Here is a 16967-nt window from a genome sequence, read left to right as displayed (position 1 = left end):
TTTATCATTCAGCAACAAAGAGTGGTCCGTACCGAGGCCGCGTGGGAGAGGATCGGCCTGAATGGACAGAATAACGAGCACACCTGGAGTCGTCGCCGCCGCGCTGGACCTGGTCGCCGCGCCGGCCTGCGCCTGCAACGTGTCGGGGCTGGTCGTGGCCGCCAATGCCGCGATGGCCGAACTGGCGGGCGAATCGCCCGTCGGGCGGCCCCTGCTCGACCTGTTCGAGGGACGCGCGGCGCGCCAGGCCGCGGTCGAACTGCGCAAATCCGTGCGCGCCGACCGCCACTGGCGCGGCACGCTGACGGTGGCCGGCGCGCCGCTCGCCGTCGAGGTGCGCTCAAAGCCCTTTCCGCGCGATGGCGGCGCGCCGGGCGCTACCTTCGTCTTCACCAACGTCAGCGCCTACGAGCGCGGCCAGGAGGCGCTGCGTATCACGATGGTCGAGCAGCAGGCGATCCTCGCGCACGCGCCGATCGGCATCGTCTTCACCAAGCCGGGGCTGCTCAAGGAATGCAATCCGCGCCTGGCGGAGATGATCGGCTACAGCGTCGACGAACTGGCTGACCGCGATGCCGGCGAGATGTTCGCCTCCATCGAGGAATACCACGCATTCCGCGACGAGGCCTTCGCGGCGCTCGCGCAGGGCACGATCTACGAAAAAAGCGGCTGCCAGTTCCGCCGCCGCGACGGCTCGCTGTTCTGGGCCCGCGTGCGTGCCAGCGCCGTGCAGCCCGGACGCCGCGAAGCGGGCACCATCTGGATCATCGAGGACGTGAGCGAAACCTGGCAGGCGCGGCGCGAACTGCGGGCGCTCCTGAACAATGCCTCGCTGGCGATCATGTTTACGCGCGAGCAGGCCATCCGGCGCGGCAACGCGGGCTTCTTCGAGATGTTCGGCTACGCGCCGGGGGAATGCGAGGGCTTGCCGGTGGCCTGCCTGCATCCGAGTCCCGCCGCGTTCGACCGCCTCGTCGCCGAAGCCCACCCGCTGTTCGCACAGGGACGCACCTACCAGGCCGAGCTCGAGCTGGTGAAGAAGGACGGCACCCCGATCTGGAGCAAGGTGATCGGCTACCCGGTCAATCCGGACGACCTGTCGCACGGCTATGTCTGGATCGCCGAGGACCGCACCCGCCAGCGCCGCGACGAACAGGCGCTGCGCCTGGCGCTGCTGGAGAACCAGGCCATCTTCGATACCGCGGTGCTCGGCATCGCGGTCGTCGAGAACGGCCACACACTGCACGCCAACCGCAAGATGGAAGAGCTGTTCGGCCACGCGCCGGGCTCGATGACGGGCCTGTCGGTGCGCGCGCTGTATCCGGAGGCCGAGGGCTGGCAGGCGGCGCGCCTGGACACGGCGCGCGACTTCGCGGCCGGACGCGTGAGCGTCAGCGAGCGTCTGCTGCGCCGGCGCGACGGCGTGACCTTCTGGGGCCGTTTGTCGGGACGCCCCTTCGACCTGGACGACCCCGGCGGGCGCAGCCTGTGGCTGGTCGACGACGTGACGGCGCAGCGCGAGGCGACCGACGCCGTGCGCCGCGCGCGCGACGAGCTCGAACTGCGCGTCGCGACGCGCACCGCCGAACTGGCCGGCGCCAACGCGCTCCTGCAGGACGAGATCGTCGAGCGGCGCCAGGCCGAGGCGCGCGTGCACCACATGGCCTACCACGACAGCCTGACCGGCCTGCCGAACCGCGCGCTGCTGGCCGACCGCCTGGAGCGGGCGATCGCCGCCGCCCAGCGCGCGGGTACGCGCCTGGCCGTGATGTTCCTCGACCTCGACCGCTTCAAGACGATCAACGATTCGCTCGGCCATGCGACCGGCGATTTTTTGCTGAAGGAAGTCGCGAGCCGCCTGTGCCATGCGGTGCGCGCCAGCGACACCGTGGCGCGCCTGGGCGGCGACGAGTTCGTGGTGCTGGTGCCCGGCGCGGGCACGCTGGAGGAATGCAGCCAGGTCGGCGACAAGATCATCGAGGTACTGGGCGCGCCGGTGCGCTTCGAAGGTCACAGCCTGCACATCTCGCCCTCGATCGGGATCTGCGTCTATCCGGACGACGGCGCCGACGTCGACCTCCTGATGCGCCATGCCGACGCCGCGATGTACAGCGCCAAGGCGGCGGGACGCAACAACTACCAGTTCTTCAACGAGCGCATGGATGGCGCGGTGGCGCGCGCATTTGCCATTCGCGAACTCGAATCGAAGCTGCGCCAGGCGCTCGCCAATGGCGAGTTCGAGCCGTTCTATCAGCCGATCATGGACATGGCGACGCAGCGCGTGGCCGCGCTCGAAGTGCTGCTGCGCTGGCGCCATCCGCAGCAAGGCCTGGTGCTGCCGGACGATTTCATTCCGACGCTCGAAGAGAACGGCATGATCGTGCCGGTCGGCGAATGGGTGATCCGGCGCGCCTGCGAGCAGAGCATGGCCTGGCAGCGCGCGGGCCTGGCGCCGGTGCCGCTGGCCATCAACCTGTCGGCGCGCCAGTTCATGCACCGCGCGCTGGTGGCCTCGATCAGGCGCATCGTCGAGGAGACCGGGATCGACCCGTCACTGGTCGAATTCGAGATCACCGAAACCGCCTTGATGCAGCACGGCGAGCAGACGCTCGAGATCCTCGACCAGATCAACCGCATGGGCATGCGCCTGTCGATCGACGATTTCGGCACCGGGTATTCCAGCCTGGCCTACCTGAAGCGCTTCCCGGTCAGGAAGATCAAGATCGACCGCGCCTTCATCCGCGAGCTGGAGGCGAGCAGCGAAGACCGCGCCATCGTCGCAGCCGTGATGGCGCTGGCGAACAGCCTGCAGCTGCAGGTGGTGGCCGAGGGCGTCGAGACCGAAGCGCAGCTGGCGCTGCTGCGCGACTACGGCTGCCAGTATGTGCAGGGCTGGCTGTTTGCGCGTGCGCTCGATGCGGAGGCGACGCGGGACCTGTTGGCAGGCGCTGCCCTTACTCGATAGTCGCAATCACCGGGGTGTGATCGGACGGCTGCTCCCACCGGCGAGGCTCGCGGTCGATGGTGCAGGCCGTGCAGCGCTGCGCCAGCGCCGGCGACAGCAGGATGTGGTCGATGCGCAGCCCGCGGTTGCGGCGGAAGCCCATCATGCGGTAATCCCACCAGCTGTATTGCTTCTCCGGCTGCTCGAACATGCGGAAGGAATCGACCAGGCCCAGGTCGACCAGCGCGACCATGGCCGCGCGTTCGCGCTCGGAGCAGTGAATCTTGCCTTCCCATTCGACTGGATCGTGCACGTCGCGGTCCTCGGGGGCGATGTTGTAGTCGCCCAGCAGGGCCAGTTGCGGATGCGCGCGCAGCTCCTCGCCCAGCCATTCGTGCAGCGACTTCAGCCAGGCCATTTTATAAACGTATTTGTCGGAATCGACCGCCTGGCCGTTCGGGACATACGCGCAGACGAAACGCACGCCTTCGATGGTGGCGGCGATGATGCGCTGCTGTGCGTCTTCGAAACGCGGGTTATTCCTGACCACGTCCTGGATCGGGAAACGCGACAGGATGGCGACGCCGTTATAGGTTTTCTGGCCGGTATAGGCGACTTGATAACCCGCCGCATTAATTTCGGAAACCGGGAACTTGTCGTCGGTGAGTTTGGTCTCTTGAATGCAGAGCACGTCGATCGGGTTCGTCTCCAGCCAGCGCAGCAGGTGAGGGAGGCGGACTTTCAGCGAATTGACGTTCCAGGTTGCTATTTTCATGTCGGCGCGTAGTGATAAGCGCAGCGGACCGTCCGCCGCGACTGCGCAGTATCGACGCTCAGGGCATTTCCTGCAACTTTCCCATCCCGCGCGGCTAAAAACCGTCGCGTTGTATTTGTTTGCTTAAATCGTCAATACAGTGCTTCCGCGACAAGTTTGTGGTTTAAAATATATTGTCGTTGCGCACAGATGGCAGTTAGTTCTAGCAATATGTAACAATTACCGGATAAAATGTGACACACCTATTGTTACTAATAGGTAATATCCAGTTGTTTTTGTATAACTCGCGCTGTAATATCTTGGCTGGGCGGCAATTCGCCGCCCGCATCGCCCGCAGCGCACGATTGCGTGCAGTCGTGCAAGCCTTCGCGTGGTGGAATGGTACTATGGCGAAATATTGCTGTTTCGATAGCGATAATTTGTACCCATATGAAAAGGACAGAGATGCGCAGTGCATTTGAAGCATGGGCCCAGCGTGATGGCCACATCGTTCGCCGTCGTGAAGACAAGCCCGAGGAATACCTCGTCTACGAAACGCAGCGCCGCTGGGTGATCTGGCAGGCAGCTTTGGCGCACGGCGCCAAGACCGCCGACGCCGCCCCGTCGAAGTTCGCCGGTGCCGAGCAGGCGGCCAAGGCCGTCCAGCCGGACGAAGCAGCGGTACGCAACCGCGTGCTCAATGAAGTGCTCGACGCCTTCAGCGACCTCGACGAAGACACCGGCATCGAAGGCGTGCTGAAGGTCATCCAGAGCCTGAAGAAGAAGCAGAAGGCCACGGCCGAGCAGGCCTGAGCGAGCAGGCTTGAAGGATCAGCCGTGATTCAGTACCGCCACTACAAGGGCGGCCTCTACGAGCTGGTCTGCGAGGCCACGCTCGAGGCCGATCTCTCGCCGATGATCATCTACCGCGCCCATGACGGGTCGATCTGGGCGCGGCCGAAATCGGTGTTCTTCGAACTCGTCGAGGTCGACGGGCAGAAGGTGCCGCGCTTTGCGCCGGTGGCGTAGGCGCGCCGAAATCAATTTCAACGGTACACGACCGTTTCAGGCAAAAAAAATGGGCCGCATTTGCGGCCCATTTTTCATCCCCGCTCAGCGCATTACACGCGGTTCATCAGGAAGGTCGTCAGCAGCGGCACCGGACGCCCGGTCGCGCCCTTTGCTGCGCCGCTCTTCCATGCCGTGCCCGCGATATCGAGGTGCGCCCAGGTGTAGTTGCGGGTGAAGTTCTCGAGGAAGCAGGCCGCCGTGATCGAGGCGCCGCCCGGCGTGCCGATGTTGGCCAGGTCGGCGAAGTTCGACTTCAGCTGCTCGTTGTACTGCTCGCCGATCGGCAGGCGCCAGGCACCGTCGCCTGTTTCCTTGCCGGCGTCCAGCAGTTCGTCGGCCAGGGCGTCGTGGGCGGCGTCGTGGCGGGTGAACAGGCCGCTGTTGTGGTGGCCCAGCGAGACGATGCAGGCGCCGGTCAGCGTTGCGATGTCGACCACGGCGGCCGGCTTGAAGCGCTCGGCGTAGGTGAGGGCGTCGCACAGGATCAGGCGGCCTTCGGCGTCCGTATTCAGGATCTCGATGGTCAGGCCGTTCATCGCGGTGACGATGTCGCCCGGCTTCGTCGCGCGGCCCGACGGCATGTTCTCGCAGGCGGCGACGATGCCGATCACGTTCAACTTGAGGCCCATCTCGCCGATCGCGCGGAAGGTGCCGAGCACCGAGCCGGCGCCGCACATGTCGTACTTCATTTCGTCCATGCCGGGACCCGGCTTGATCGAGATGCCGCCCGTGTCGAAGGTAATGCCCTTGCCGACCAGGACCACCGGCGCGTCCTTCTTGTTGCCGCCCATGTGCTTCAGGACGATGAACTTCGGCGCTTCGTCGCTGCCCTTGGCCACCGACAGGAAGGAGCCCATCTTGAGGGCTTCGAGCTGCTTGCGCTCGAGGACTTCGACGTCGAAGCCGTGGTCGTCGGCGAGCTTGCGGGCGATGGTGGCGAGGTAGGTCGGGGTGCAGATGTTCGGCGACAGGTTGCCCAATTCCTTGGTCAGGTTCATGCCGTTGGCGATCGCGACCGATCGCGCCAGCGCGGCCTTGGCTTCGCTGCTGGCCAGCGGGACGGACAGGGTGACCTTGCGCACGCCGGCCGGCACCGGATCCTTCTTGCTCTTTTGCGCGTCGGTGCGGAATTCGCTCTCGGTGGCAGCCACGACGATGGCGCGGATGGCCCATTCAGGCGTGCGCTCTTTCACTTCCGTCATCGGAAATGCGATAATGGCGTCCGCCGCGCCCAGCGACGCGAAGGCTTTGAGCATCGCGCCGACCGCGGTCATGAAATTCTTTTCGCTCACCGCCTCGTCGGCGCCCATCCCGACCAGCAGCACGCGCTGTGCGGCCACACCGGCCACGCCGCGCAGCAGCAGGGTCGAACCGGCCTTGCCGGTGATGTCGCCCGACTTCAGCGCCGCCGTGATTTCACCCGTTTGATCGAGGGTCTTCGCAGCCTGCGACAGTTTTTTGTTTTCGAACACCGCCACTGCCACACAACCGGTCCTGGCCGCGGTCAGGGTGTTCTTGGTGTCGAATGCTTTTATGCTAAAGTCCATTTGATTCTCCGTTTCGTTTTGTGCGCTTAGTGTGCAACCGCTGTGCGACGACCGCTCAACCTGCAATTATAACTATCGAATGATTTTCCAACGCGCCCTGCATCGTGAACTGGCCAGCGCAGCCGGGGCTAGCTTCACGGTATTGTTCACGGTGTGCGTCACCTGGACCCTGATTGCCATCCTCGGCCGGGCTGCGGGCGGGCGCGTCGCATCGGGCGACGTCGTCGCATTGATTGCGTTTCAGTCACTGAATTATCTGCCAACTGTCCTGATCCTCACCAGCTTTATTTCGGTGCTGGTCGCGGTCACGCGCAGCTACCGCGATTCCGAAATGGTCGTCTGGTTCGCCTCGGGCCAGTCGCTGCTTGCCTGGATTCGTCCGGTGCTGGTCTTCGGCGTGCCGCTGGTGCTGCTGGTGGGCGCGCTGTCGATGGTGGTCGCGCCCTGGGCCAAGATGAAGAGCACGGAATTCATCCAGCGCTTCGAGAAGCGCGAAGACCTCAAGCGCGTGGCGCCCGGCCAGTTCCGCGAGTCCTCGTCGAGCGACCGCGTGTTCTTCGTCGAAGGCAGCACCAACGGCTCCACCGTGGTCAAGAACGTGTTCGTGAGTACCAACCAGAAGGACGGCAGCTCCATCGTCGTCGCACGCGAAGGCGTGGTCGAAGCGGACGGCAAGGGCGGCCAGTACCTGGTGCTGAAGAACGGGCGGCGCTACCAGGGCGTGCCGGGCAAGGCCGATTTCCAGTCGATGGAGTTCGAGCGCTACAGCATGCGCGTGGCGACCAAGGTCCCGGTATTGGGCGCCGACGTGCCGCTCGATGCGCTCCCCATGACGGCACTGCTGGCCGTGGAAAACCAGTGGACGCGTTCCGAACTGCTGTCGCGCATCTCGGCGCCGATCATCTGCCTGGTGCTGATCCTGCTCGCGATCCCGCTCGGCTTCGTCAATCCGCGTGCCGGCAGTTCGGCCAACCTGATCCTCGCGCTGCTGATCTTCTTCACCTATAACAACCTGGTCAAGATGGCCGAGGCCAGCGTCAAGCAGGCCAAGATCGATTTCGCGATGGCCTGGTGGCCGCTGCATCTGCTCGCCGCGCTGATCGTCTTCGGCCTGTTCGCCTGGCGCCTGAACGTGAACCATCATTACCACCCGCTGGTCCTGATCAATGCCTGGAAGCGCCGCCGCCTGCACCGCGCGCATGCCCAGGTCGAGGCCCGATGAAAGTCCAGCCATGAAAGTATTACAGCGCTATTTCGCGATCAACATCACGCAGGCAGTCGTCTTCGTGCTGTTCGCCTTCCTCGGCCTGATCGCCTTCATGGACCTGACCACCGAACTGCCTTCGGTCGGCAAGGGCAACTACATGTTCCAGCACGCGCTGCTGTACGTGCTGCTGATGCTGCCGGGGCACGTGTACGAGGTGATGCCCGTGGCCGCCCTGATCGGCACCATCTACGCGATGGCGCAGTTCGCGCAAAGCTCGGAATTCACGATCATGCGGGCGTCCTCGATGTCGACCCGCATGGCAGGCTGGATGCTGTTCAAGATCGGCATCGTGTTCGTCATCGTCACCTTCATCTTCGGCGAACTGATCACGCCGCGCACCGCGCCGCTGGCGGAAAAGGTGCGCCTGTCGGCGAAGGGCTCGACCCTCGCTTCGGAATTCCGCTCGGGGATGTGGACCAAGGATAACGTGCACGCGCCGGGACCGAACGGCGTGCGCGGACCGATCGTCGGCTCGCGCTTCTTCAATGCGCGCCAGATCCGTCCGGACGGCCAGCTGCTCGACGTGCGCCTCTACGAATTCGACAACGCGATGCGCATGCGCGCCCTGATCACGGCCGCCAGCGCCAGCTTCAGCGGCAACGGCACCTGGCGCCTTACCGACGTCACCGAAACGCAGTTCTCCAACAGCCGCACGCTGCCCGATCCGGGCGCGCCCGTGCCCAAGGGCCAGACCATCCAGAGCACCTACGGACAGGAGACCAGCGCGGTCGCCACCCGTAAACTCGCCAGCCTGGACCTGGTCTCGGAAATCACGCCGAAGATCCTGCAGGTCTCGCGCCGCGATCCGGAGCGCATGTCGGCCAACGAACTGGCCGTGTATTCGCGCCACCTGGTCGAGAACCGCCAGGAGAGCGAGCGTTTCCGGATCGCCTTCTGGAAGAAGATCATTGATCCGCTGGCGATCTTCGTCCTGATGGCGCTCGCCTTGCCCTTCGCCTACCTGCATACGAGGAGCGGCGGCGTGAGCCTCAAGATCTTCATCGGCATCATGATCGGCGTCGGCTTCATCCTGATCAATTCGCTGTTCTCGCACATCGGCCTGCTCTCGACCTGGCCGGCCTTCCTCACGGCCGTGGCACCGAGTCTGCTCATGCTGCTGATGGCCATCGGCGCGCTGCGCTGGGTAGAGAGGCACTGATGGCACAAACGAAAAAAGCGCTCGTCCTCTTTGCCCACGGCGCGCGTGCCGCGTCCTGGGCCGCGCCCTTCGAGAGATTGCGCGACCTGACGGCGGCACGGCTGCCGGATTGCGCGGTGCGGCTGGCCTTCCTGGAGTTGATGGAGCCGCGCTTGCCGGAGACGGTGGCTGCGCTGGTGGCCGAGGGCGTGGACGAGGTGACGATCGTGCCGGTGTTTTTGGGACAGGGCGGGCATTTGCTGCGGGATCTGCCGCTGTTGGCGGAGGGATTGCGGACCGCGCATCCGGGGCTGCGCTTGAGCGTGGCCGGTGCCGTCGGCGAGGACCCGGGGGTACTCGCCGCTATGACGGACTATTGTGTCCGGTCGACCGGGTAGACCGCATCGGTTCAATCTAATCGAGACCGTCGCGTAACGTAGGGTGGGCACTTGTGCCCACGCGTTCGGACGCGGTTTAATTCTCGACTATCGACCGTGCGTAACGCGTGGGCTCGAGAGCCCGGTGAACCCGCCTTCGCGGCCATTGGCCACGAAGGCCCCTACGGTGCGTACCGGTTAGCGGCAAGTTACCTCCATCAATCCAGATCCGCTGCCGAATGGCGCTCCGGCACCTGCTCCTCCGGATTGCCGCGCACCTTGTTGACCCTGCGCCCGCGCTTCACGGCCGGACGCGCACCCACTTCCTCGGCCCAGCGCCGCACGTGCTTGTACTCGTGCACCGACAGGAACTCGCCCGCCTCGTACAGTTCGCCCAGCACCAGGTTGCCGTACCAGGGCCAGATCGCCATGTCGGCAATCGTGTACTCGTCGCCGGCGACGAAGCGGTGCTCCGCCAGCTGGCGGTCCAGCACGTCGAGCTGGCGCTTGACTTCCATCGCATAGCGGTCGATCGGGTATTCCAGCTTCTCCGGCGCGTAGGCGTAGAAGTGGCCGAAGCCGCCGCCCAGCAGGGGACCGGAACCCATTTGCCAGAACAGCCAGTTCAAGGCCTCGGTGCGCGCCGCCACCGCCTTCGGCAGGAAGGCGCCGAACTTGTCGGCCAGGTAGAGCAGGATCGAGCCCGATTCGAAGACGCGCACCGGCTGGTCGCCGCTGCGGTCCAGCAGCGCCGGGATCTTCGAGTTCGGGTTCACCTCGACGAAGCCGCTCGAGAACTGCGCCCCTTCGTTAATCTTGATCAGCCAGGCGTCGTACTCCGCCTCTCGATAACCGGCGGCGAGCAGCTCCTCGAGCATGATCGTGACCTTCTGGCCGTTCGGCGTGGCCAGCGAATACAGTTGCAGCGGATGCTTGCCGACCGGTAGTTCGGCCTCGTGCGTCGGTCCCGCGACCGGGCGGTTGATGTTGGCGAACATGCCGCCGTTCGATTGCGGCGGGGTCCATACCTTGGGCGGTACATAGCTCGGTTTGTCGGTCATTCGATTCTCCTCGATGGATGGGTGAGGGACGCCATGCGCCCGTGTCGAAAATGCATGTGGGAAGAGCTTACCCGAGTCGCCGCGATCATGCAGGGCAGGTGGCCATTTGCCGCGGAGGGCGATTTCCTTGACGCGGTGCCAACAATCAGGGCGAATGCACGAATGCTTGTTTCACATCAGCTCGCAGTGCCGCCGGCCGGTTTGACAGCCCCTGCGAAGCCGCCCACACTGCTCGGGCATTTCAAGCCGCGTTCATTCATCCACTCCACGCCGCTCCATGCTCCCATCCTTCGTCAGACAGGTCCTCGCAACGCTCCTGCGCCCGCGCGCAGGCCGGGCGGCGTCCGGCTTGCGCCTGCCGGGCGGCCTGTTCGCGCAGACCCGCTGCGCGCGCCACATCGACGCCACCGCGCGCCGGATCGCCGCCATCGGCGCCAGGATCGCGACCCTGTCGGGCCGCCTGCACGCCGGCAGCATTCCCGGCATGGTCGACGCCGACCGCAGCCTGCGGCGCATGTTGGGAGAATTGAAGGAAGACTTGACGGCCATGCGCCGCGACCTGGCACGCTGGCACAGCCGCGAATGTGCGGGGCGCGCCGGAGCGCGACTGGAAACGGCGATCGCGCGCCTGAACCAGGTGAATGCGGATACCCATGCGGCAGCCGACCGGCTGCTGGGGCAAATCGAGGAATACGACCGGGCCTGAAGGGCCTCAGGCGCCCTGTGCCAGGGGAGTCGAAGCCAGCGCCGGCTGGTGCGCGCGCAGGCGCAGCGCCTCGCCGATCATCACCAGCACCGGACCGTGGGCCGCTTCCAGCCCGCGCGCGAGGTCGGTCAGTGTCAGGCGTTCGATGCGCTCGTCGACCCGGCTGCAGTTTTCCACCACCACCACCGGCGTGTCGGCGCGCCGCCCCTGCGCCAGCAGGCGTTCGGCGGTGGCCGCGGCTTCGCGTCCGCCCATGTACTGGACCATCGTGTCGGTGTGGGGCAGGGCGGCATGTTCCGGCTGGTCCGGACCGGTGCTGGAGGTGAAGAAGGCGACGCTGCGGGCGACGCCGCGCTTGGTCAGCGGTTGTTTGGTGGCGGCGGCAGCGGCCACCGCGGTGGTGATGCCGGGGACGACCTCGACCTCGATTCCCTCGGCCTCGAGGGCACGCAATTCCTCGTCGGCGCGCCCGAACAGCATCGGGTCGCCCCCTTTCAGGCGCACGACGGTGCCGAATTTGAAGGCGCAGTCGACCAGCAGGGCGTTGATCGCCTCCTGGGCGACCGAGCGCTGGCCCGAGCGTTTGCCGACCGAAATCAGCTCGGCTTGCCCGCAGAGCGCGAGCATCTCGGGCGTCACCAGCGCGTCGTAGAGCACGACGTCGGCCTGCCCCAGCAGGCGTGCGCCGCGCACGGTGATCAAGTCGGCGGCGCCGGGCCCGGCGCCAATCAGATAGACCTTGCCCTTTACCGCCATCGTGCTGCTCCTGTTATTCGCCCAAGCGGATCATACCCGCCGCAACGGTCTGGTGCGTGACTTCGTCGATCAGGATGAAAGCGCCGGTAGCGCGGATGTCGTCGTAGGCGTCGGCCGCCAGCGGCTGCTGGACGGACAAAGCGATGCGCGCGATGTCGTTCAGCTTCAGGCCCTCGGCCGCATGGCGTTGCTGGGTGTTGATGTCGAGGATGGAGTCGACCTTGGTCACCTTGGCGGCCGTCTGGCGCGTGCCGTGCTTGATCCAGTACTTGCGGCGCAGGTCGAGCGGCTCGTCCGACATCCAGCACACGTCGGCCACCACCTGCTTGAGCAGGGTCGCAGGCGCTTCGGCGCCGGCGAGGGTGTCGCCGCGCGAGATGTCCAGGTACTCTTCCAGTAGCAGCGTCACCGACTGGCCGACATTCGCGCTCGTGAGCGAACCGTCGAAAGTCAGGATTTCCTTGACCGTCGCGCTCTGGCCCGAAGGCTGTACGACCAGCTTGTCGCCGACCGAGACCTTGCCCGACTCGATGCGGCCCATGTAGCCGCGGAAGTCGTTCGCTTCGTGGCCGTTGTGGCGGGCCACCAGCTGCACCGGGAAGCGGAAGGGCGCGTCGTGTGCTTCGTCATAGACCGAGAGCGACTCGAGCAGCTCGATCAGGGTCGGGCCGGTGTACCAGTCCATGTTGCTTGATGCTTCGACCACGTTGTCGCCGGCCAGCGCCGACAGCGGGATCGCGGTGACGTCCTTCAGGCCCAGCGAATCGGCAAATTCCTGGTAGGCGGCGACGATGCGGTCGTAGACAACCTGGTCGTACTTGACCAGGTCCATCTTGTTGACGGCGACGATCACGTGTTCGATCTGCAGCAGCTTGGCGATGGTCGAGTGGCGCTTGGTCTGGATCAGCAGGTCGACCTTGCCGTCCTCGTGCAGCTTCACCTTCGAGACGTCGACCAGGATGATGACGGCGTCGGCGGTGGAGGCGCCGGTCACCATGTTGCGGGTGTACTGCTCGTGGCCCGGGGTGTCGGCGATGATGAACTTGCGCTTCGGCGTCGCAAAGTATCGGTAGGCGACGTCGATCGTGATGCCTTGCTCGCGCTCGGCTTCGAGGCCGTCGGTCAGCAGCGACAGGTCGATCGTGTCGCCCACGGTGCGCTTGTGCTTCGAGCGCGAGACGGCGGCCAGCTGGTCCGCGAAGATGCCCTTGCTGTCGAACAGCAGGCGGCCGATCAGGGTGCTCTTGCCGTCGTCGACGGAACCGGCGGTGATGAAGCGCAGGAGGCTGTGTTGAGTAAGATTCTCGGTCATGGCATTCATCAGAAATATCCTTGCTTCTTGCGTTTTTCCATCGAGGCTTCGGAGGTCTGGTCGTCCATCCGGGTGGCGCCGCGTTCGGTCACTTGCGTGACGGCCGTTTCGGCGATGATCGCCTCGACCGTGCCGGCATCGGAGGAGACCGGGCAGGTGCAGCTGATGTCGCCGACGGTACGGAAGCGCACCGTTTGCGTTTCCACCGTTTCGCCTTCTTTTGCCGGCGTGAGCGGGGTCAGCGGCACAAGCAGGCCGTTACGTGGAATCACCTCGCGCTGGTGCGCGAAATAGATCGACGGCAGGGCCAGCTTTTCGCGGGCGATGTACTGCCACACGTCGAGTTCGGTCCAGTTCGAGATCGGGAACACGCGCATGTTTTCGCCCGGGTGGACGCGGGTGTTATACAGGTCCCACAGTTCCGGGCGCTGGGCCTTCGGGTCCCATTGGCCGAATTCGTCGCGGAAGGAGAAGATGCGCTCTTTCGCACGCGCCTTTTCCTCGTCGCGGCGGGCGCCGCCGATGCAGGCGTCGAAACCGTGTTCGGCGATCGTTTCCAGCAGGGTCACGGCCTGGGCCGCATTGCGCGAATCGGTCTGCGGATTGCGCAGGCGCACCGTGCCTTTACGAATCGATTCCTCGACCGAGCCGACGATCAGGCGCTCACCCAGTTCGGCGACGCGCGCATCGCGGAAGGAGATGACTTCGTCGAAGTTATGGCCGGTGTCGATATGCACCAGCGGGAAGGGGAATTTGCCGGGGCGGAAAGCCTTTTCGGCCAGGCGCAGCAGCACGACCGAGTCCTTGCCGCCCGAGAACAGCAGGGCGGGATTCGTGCATTCGGCCGCCACTTCGCGCAGGATGTGGATCGCTTCCGATTCGAGCGCGTCGAGGTGGCGCGCATTGACGGTGGCGAGGATGCCGGCGTTGTCCAGGAGGTTGCTCATGTTTGCCTTGTGTTCGTGTGTGGCTCAAGCTGCCACGGATTTAATTCGGATCAGTTTGCCGTCGACCACGTGCAGGCCGCATTCCTTCGAGTCGGCGTTTTCCCACCACCAGCGTCCGGCGCGCACGTCCTCGCCCGGCTGGATGGCACGGGTGCAGGGTTCGCAGCCGATCGACGGATAACCGCGGTCGTGCAGGGCGTTGTACGGCACATTGTTGGCGCGGATGTACTCCCAGACCTCGGCCTCGCTCCAGTCCGCCAGCGGATTGAATTTGGCCATGCCGTGCGCCGGATCGTCTTCCTGCACCGCCAGCTCGGCACGCGTGCTCGACTGTGCACGGCGCTGGCCCGTGATCCAGGCCTTCTTGCCGGCCAGCGCATGGCCGAGCGGCTCGACCTTGCGGATGCGGCAGCACTCCTTGCGCATCTCGACGCTGTCGTAGAAGGCGTTCAGGCCGTTTTGCGTGACATACCGGTCGACTGCCGCCGGGTCCGGGCGGAACAGGGCGATGTCGACACCATAGGTCTCCTTGACGGCGTCCAGCACGGCCAGGGTTTCCTTCGGCAGGCGGCCCGTTTCCAGTGAGAAGATGCCGATCGGCAGCTTCGCACGCAGGATCAGGTCGGTCAGCACCATGTCTTCGGCTGCCAGGCTGGAGGCGAACACGGCCGGCGTGAACTCGGCCGCGATGCGCGCCAGGATGGCCTGCGTATCCGATACGCGGGTAGCGAGGTCGCTCATGGTCTGTGTCCTCAGATGCCGGCGCCGACGTCGCTGTGTTCGAGCGGCACGTCGCGTTCCTTGCGGCGGAACAGCGGCAGCGGCTGGTCGACCGAGGCCTGGTAGGTTTCGGAAAACACGGTCAGGCCCTTCAGCGCGTCATGGATCGACCGGTCCTTGCGCGTCGCATAGGCATTGAAGCCGACGCGCGACATCGAGAACAGCTGGTCGCGCAGGACGTCGCCGATGGCGCGCAGTTCGCCGGTGTAGCCGAGGCGCTTGCGCACATTGAAGGCGATCGAATAGCCGCGGCCATCGCTGAACTTCGGGAAGTCGACGGCGATCACGGCAAAGCGGTCCGCATCGCCCTTGAGGGCTTCGAAGCGCTCGTCGGCGGCGATCCAGACGCCGAGTTCGGCGCGCTGCGACAGCGTCTCTTTTTGCGCCAGCCAGACGGACAGCGGCACGATGACCTTGCCTTCAGGGACGACCACGCCTTCCGGCGTCTCGTTTTCTTCGAGGCGCAGCACGCGCCAGTCGTCGGCAACGACTTCGCGGCCGCGGATGATTTGTTCGTGAACTACTTCAAGCATGGTCTTCCCCAACCAGTTCGCCCTTGGAAATCGGCGTGGCGTAAACGTGTTCCTTGAATGGTGCGATGCCCAGGCGCTGCGCCGTTTCGACGAAACGCTCGCCTTCGAAGCGGTTCTGCACATACACCTGCAGCAGGCGGTCGATCACTTCCGGCATCTGGCCGCCGGAGAACGACGGGCCGATGATCTTGCCGATCGCCGCATCCTTGCCCTGGGCGCCGCCGATCGAGACCTGGTACCACTCGCTGCCGTCCTTGTCGACACCCAGCACGCCGATCGAACCGACGTGGTGGTGGCCGCAGGCATTGATGCAGCCCGAGATGTTCAGTTCGATGTCGCCGATGTCGTGCTGGAAGTCGAGGTTGTCGAAACGCTCGGCGATGGCCGCCGCGATCGGGATCGATTTCGCATTCGCCAGCGAGCAGAAGTCGCCGCCCGGGCAGGAAATGATGTCGGTCAGCAGGCCGATGTTCGGCGTCGCCAGGCCTTTCGATTTCGCCAGTGTCCAGACTTCGAACAGGTCCGATTGCTTCACGTCCGCCAGCACCAGGTTCTGCTCGTGCGTCACGCGCAGTTCGCCGAAGCTGAATTTATCGGCCAGGTCGGCGACGAAGTCGATCTGCTCGGCGGTCGCGTCGCCCGGCGGCACGCCGGTCTTCTTCAGCGACAGCACGACCGAGGCATAGCCCGGCACCTTGTGCGGCTTGACGTTGCGGTTGAGCCAGTTACCGAAAGCCTTGTTGTCCGGGTGCGCCAGCAAGGGATTGCTGTCGTCCAGGGTAGCGTAGGCGGGCGCCTCGAAATAGGCGGCGACGCGGTCGTATTCCTCGCGGCTCAGCGTTTCCGGGCCATCCTTCAGGTCTTGCCACTCTTCCTCGACCAGGCGCGAAAATTCCTCGACACCCAGGGCCTTCAGCAGGATCTTGATGCGGGCCTTGTACTTGTTGTCGCGGCGGCCGTACGAGTTGTACACGCGCATCACGGCTTCGGTATAGGTCAGCAGGTGCTGCCAGGGCAGGAATTCGCGGATCACGCTGCCGATGATCGGCGTACGGCCCATGCCGCCGCCGGCCATGAAGCGGAAGCCGACTTCGCCGTCCTCGTTCTTCACCAGGGTCAGGCCGATGTCGTGGATCGCGATCGCGGCGCGGTCTTCCACGGCGCCGTTGATCGCGACCTTGAACTTGCGGGGCAGGGCGATGAACTCGGGGTGGAAGGTGCTCCACTGGCGCAGGATCTCGGCGAACGGACGCGGATCCATGATCTCGTCGGCCGCCACGCCGGCGAATTCGTCGGTCGTAATGTTGCGGATGCAATTGCCCGAGGTCTGGATCGCGTGCATTTCCACCGAAGCCAGGTCGGTCAGGATGTCCGGGGTCTGCTCCAGCTCGATCCAGTTGAACTGGATGTTCTGGCGCGTCGTGAAGTGGCCGTAGCCGCGGTCATACTTGCGCGCGATGTGCGCGAACATGCGCATCTGGGCGGTCGACAGCAGGCCGTAGGGAACCGCGATGCGCAACATGTAAGCGTGGCGCTGCATGTACAGGCCGTTTTGCAGGCGCAGCGGCAGGAATTCTTCTTCGGTCAACTCGTCGTTCAGGCGGCGGGCAACCTGGTCGCGGTATTGCGCAATGCGCTCGCGGACGATGAGATGGTCGTATTGATCGTAACGGTACATAATTGTCCTGGAGGAAATCGGGGTATGGGCCCGGTAAGCTAGCTCGCATGGTAAACCCCAGCAGCTTTATTCCAAACGACTGACAATTTATTTGCT

At 64.8% G+C, this 16967-nt stretch carries 16 protein-coding genes; 7 read left to right on the top strand and 9 right to left on the bottom strand.

The annotated features are described in order from the left end of the window. Window positions 1–61 precede the first annotated feature (61 nt). Window positions 62–2965 carry a sensor domain-containing protein gene (locus tag LPB04_RS22015; protein WP_193686566.1) on the top strand — a complete coding sequence of 968 codons (2904 nt, stop codon included), beginning with the start codon at window positions 62–64 and terminating at the stop codon, window positions 2963–2965. On the opposite strand, the gene xth is transcribed toward LPB04_RS22015, so the two are convergent. Next, the gene (gene xth, locus LPB04_RS22010; protein ID WP_193686565.1) at window positions 2955–3719 is read right to left on the bottom strand and encodes an exodeoxyribonuclease III; all 765 of its coding nucleotides are present in this window, start codon (window positions 3717–3719) and stop codon (window positions 2955–2957) included. The genes LPB04_RS22015 and xth overlap by 11 nt on opposite strands. 444 nt (window positions 3720–4163) lie before the next feature. On the opposite strand from xth, the gene LPB04_RS22005 reads away from it, so the two are divergent. Together LPB04_RS22005 and LPB04_RS22000 are read left to right on the top strand one after the other, a co-directional pair. Continuing rightward, window positions 4164–4511 carry a hypothetical protein gene (locus LPB04_RS22005; protein ID WP_193686564.1) on the top strand — a complete coding sequence of 116 codons (348 nt, stop codon included), beginning with the start codon at window positions 4164–4166 and terminating at the stop codon, window positions 4509–4511. A 27-nt stretch (window positions 4512–4538) separates the two neighbouring features. Then, the gene (locus tag LPB04_RS22000; protein ID WP_193689146.1) at window positions 4539–4727 is read left to right on the top strand and encodes a DUF1653 domain-containing protein; all 189 of its coding nucleotides are present in this window, start codon (window positions 4539–4541) and stop codon (window positions 4725–4727) included. Window positions 4728–4819: 92 nt separating this feature from the next. Here LPB04_RS22000 and LPB04_RS21995 read toward each other — a convergent pair whose 3' ends face one another. Next, window positions 4820–6316 (bottom strand): leucyl aminopeptidase, encoded by a 1497-nt coding sequence (locus LPB04_RS21995; RefSeq protein WP_193686563.1) that lies wholly within the window; start codon window positions 6314–6316, stop codon window positions 4820–4822. A 79-nt stretch (window positions 6317–6395) separates the two neighbouring features. Here LPB04_RS21995 and lptF point away from each other — a divergent pair, with 79 nt between their 5' ends. Genes lptF through LPB04_RS21980 form a run of 3 tightly spaced genes read left to right on the top strand, consistent with a single transcriptional unit; the run spans window position 6396 to window position 9119 of the window. After that, window positions 6396–7538, top strand: coding sequence for an LPS export ABC transporter permease LptF (lptF, locus tag LPB04_RS21990; RefSeq protein WP_193686562.1), 1143 nt, complete (start codon window positions 6396–6398; stop codon window positions 7536–7538). Between the two features lie 10 nt (window positions 7539–7548). Beyond that, on the top strand, window positions 7549–8742 hold the full coding sequence (lptG, locus tag LPB04_RS21985; RefSeq protein ID WP_193686561.1) for an LPS export ABC transporter permease LptG: 1194 nt from the start codon (window positions 7549–7551) through the stop codon (window positions 8740–8742). Further along, complete coding sequence (locus LPB04_RS21980; RefSeq protein WP_193686560.1) at window positions 8742–9119, top strand: sirohydrochlorin chelatase; 378 nt, start codon at window positions 8742–8744, stop codon at window positions 9117–9119. Before lptG ends, LPB04_RS21980 begins: the two co-directional genes overlap by 1 nt. A gap of 197 nt (window positions 9120–9316) precedes the next feature. Here LPB04_RS21980 and yghU read toward each other — a convergent pair whose 3' ends face one another. Beyond that, window positions 9317–10159 (bottom strand): glutathione-dependent disulfide-bond oxidoreductase, encoded by an 843-nt coding sequence (yghU, locus tag LPB04_RS21975; RefSeq protein ID WP_193686559.1) that lies wholly within the window; start codon window positions 10157–10159, stop codon window positions 9317–9319. 277 nt (window positions 10160–10436) lie between these two features. Between yghU and LPB04_RS21970 the strand changes: the two genes are divergently transcribed. Then, the gene (locus LPB04_RS21970; RefSeq protein WP_193686558.1) at window positions 10437–10865 is read left to right on the top strand and encodes a magnesium transporter CorA family protein; all 429 of its coding nucleotides are present in this window, start codon (window positions 10437–10439) and stop codon (window positions 10863–10865) included. Between the two features lie 6 nt (window positions 10866–10871). Here LPB04_RS21970 and cobA read toward each other — a convergent pair whose 3' ends face one another. From cobA to LPB04_RS21940, 6 genes are read right to left on the bottom strand one after another with little or no spacing between them, the layout of a single operon-like run. Beyond that, window positions 10872–11621: a uroporphyrinogen-III C-methyltransferase gene (gene cobA, locus LPB04_RS21965; RefSeq protein WP_193686557.1), complete on the bottom strand. Its 750-nt coding sequence runs from the start codon at window positions 11619–11621 to the stop codon at window positions 10872–10874. A 13-nt stretch (window positions 11622–11634) separates the two neighbouring features. Then, a complete protein-coding gene (locus LPB04_RS21960) occupies window positions 11635–12942 on the bottom strand; it encodes a sulfate adenylyltransferase subunit 1 (RefSeq protein ID WP_193686556.1) in 1308 nt (435 codons plus the stop codon). Further along, the gene (gene cysD, locus LPB04_RS21955) at window positions 12942–13880 is read right to left on the bottom strand and encodes a sulfate adenylyltransferase subunit CysD (protein ID WP_193686555.1); all 939 of its coding nucleotides are present in this window, start codon (window positions 13878–13880) and stop codon (window positions 12942–12944) included. The genes LPB04_RS21960 and cysD overlap by 1 nt, the downstream gene beginning before the upstream one ends. A 24-nt stretch (window positions 13881–13904) precedes the next feature. Beyond that, window positions 13905–14621 (bottom strand): phosphoadenylyl-sulfate reductase, encoded by a 717-nt coding sequence (locus LPB04_RS21950; protein WP_193686554.1) that lies wholly within the window; start codon window positions 14619–14621, stop codon window positions 13905–13907. An 11-nt stretch (window positions 14622–14632) separates the two neighbouring features. Next, window positions 14633–15193: a DUF934 domain-containing protein gene (locus LPB04_RS21945; protein WP_193686553.1), complete on the bottom strand. Its 561-nt coding sequence runs from the start codon at window positions 15191–15193 to the stop codon at window positions 14633–14635. Continuing rightward, window positions 15186–16871 carry a nitrite/sulfite reductase gene (locus LPB04_RS21940; protein WP_193686552.1) on the bottom strand — a complete coding sequence of 562 codons (1686 nt, stop codon included), beginning with the start codon at window positions 16869–16871 and terminating at the stop codon, window positions 15186–15188. The genes LPB04_RS21945 and LPB04_RS21940 overlap by 8 nt, the downstream gene beginning before the upstream one ends. Between the last annotated feature and the right edge of the window lie 96 nt (window positions 16872–16967).

It is taken from the genome of Massilia litorea, assembly GCF_015101885.1.
GTDB classification, from domain to species: Bacteria; Pseudomonadota; Gammaproteobacteria; order Burkholderiales; family Burkholderiaceae_D; genus Telluria; species Telluria litorea.
The sequence above is the reverse complement of the archived record's forward strand: the minus strand, read 5'-3'. Positions and strand labels throughout refer to the sequence as shown.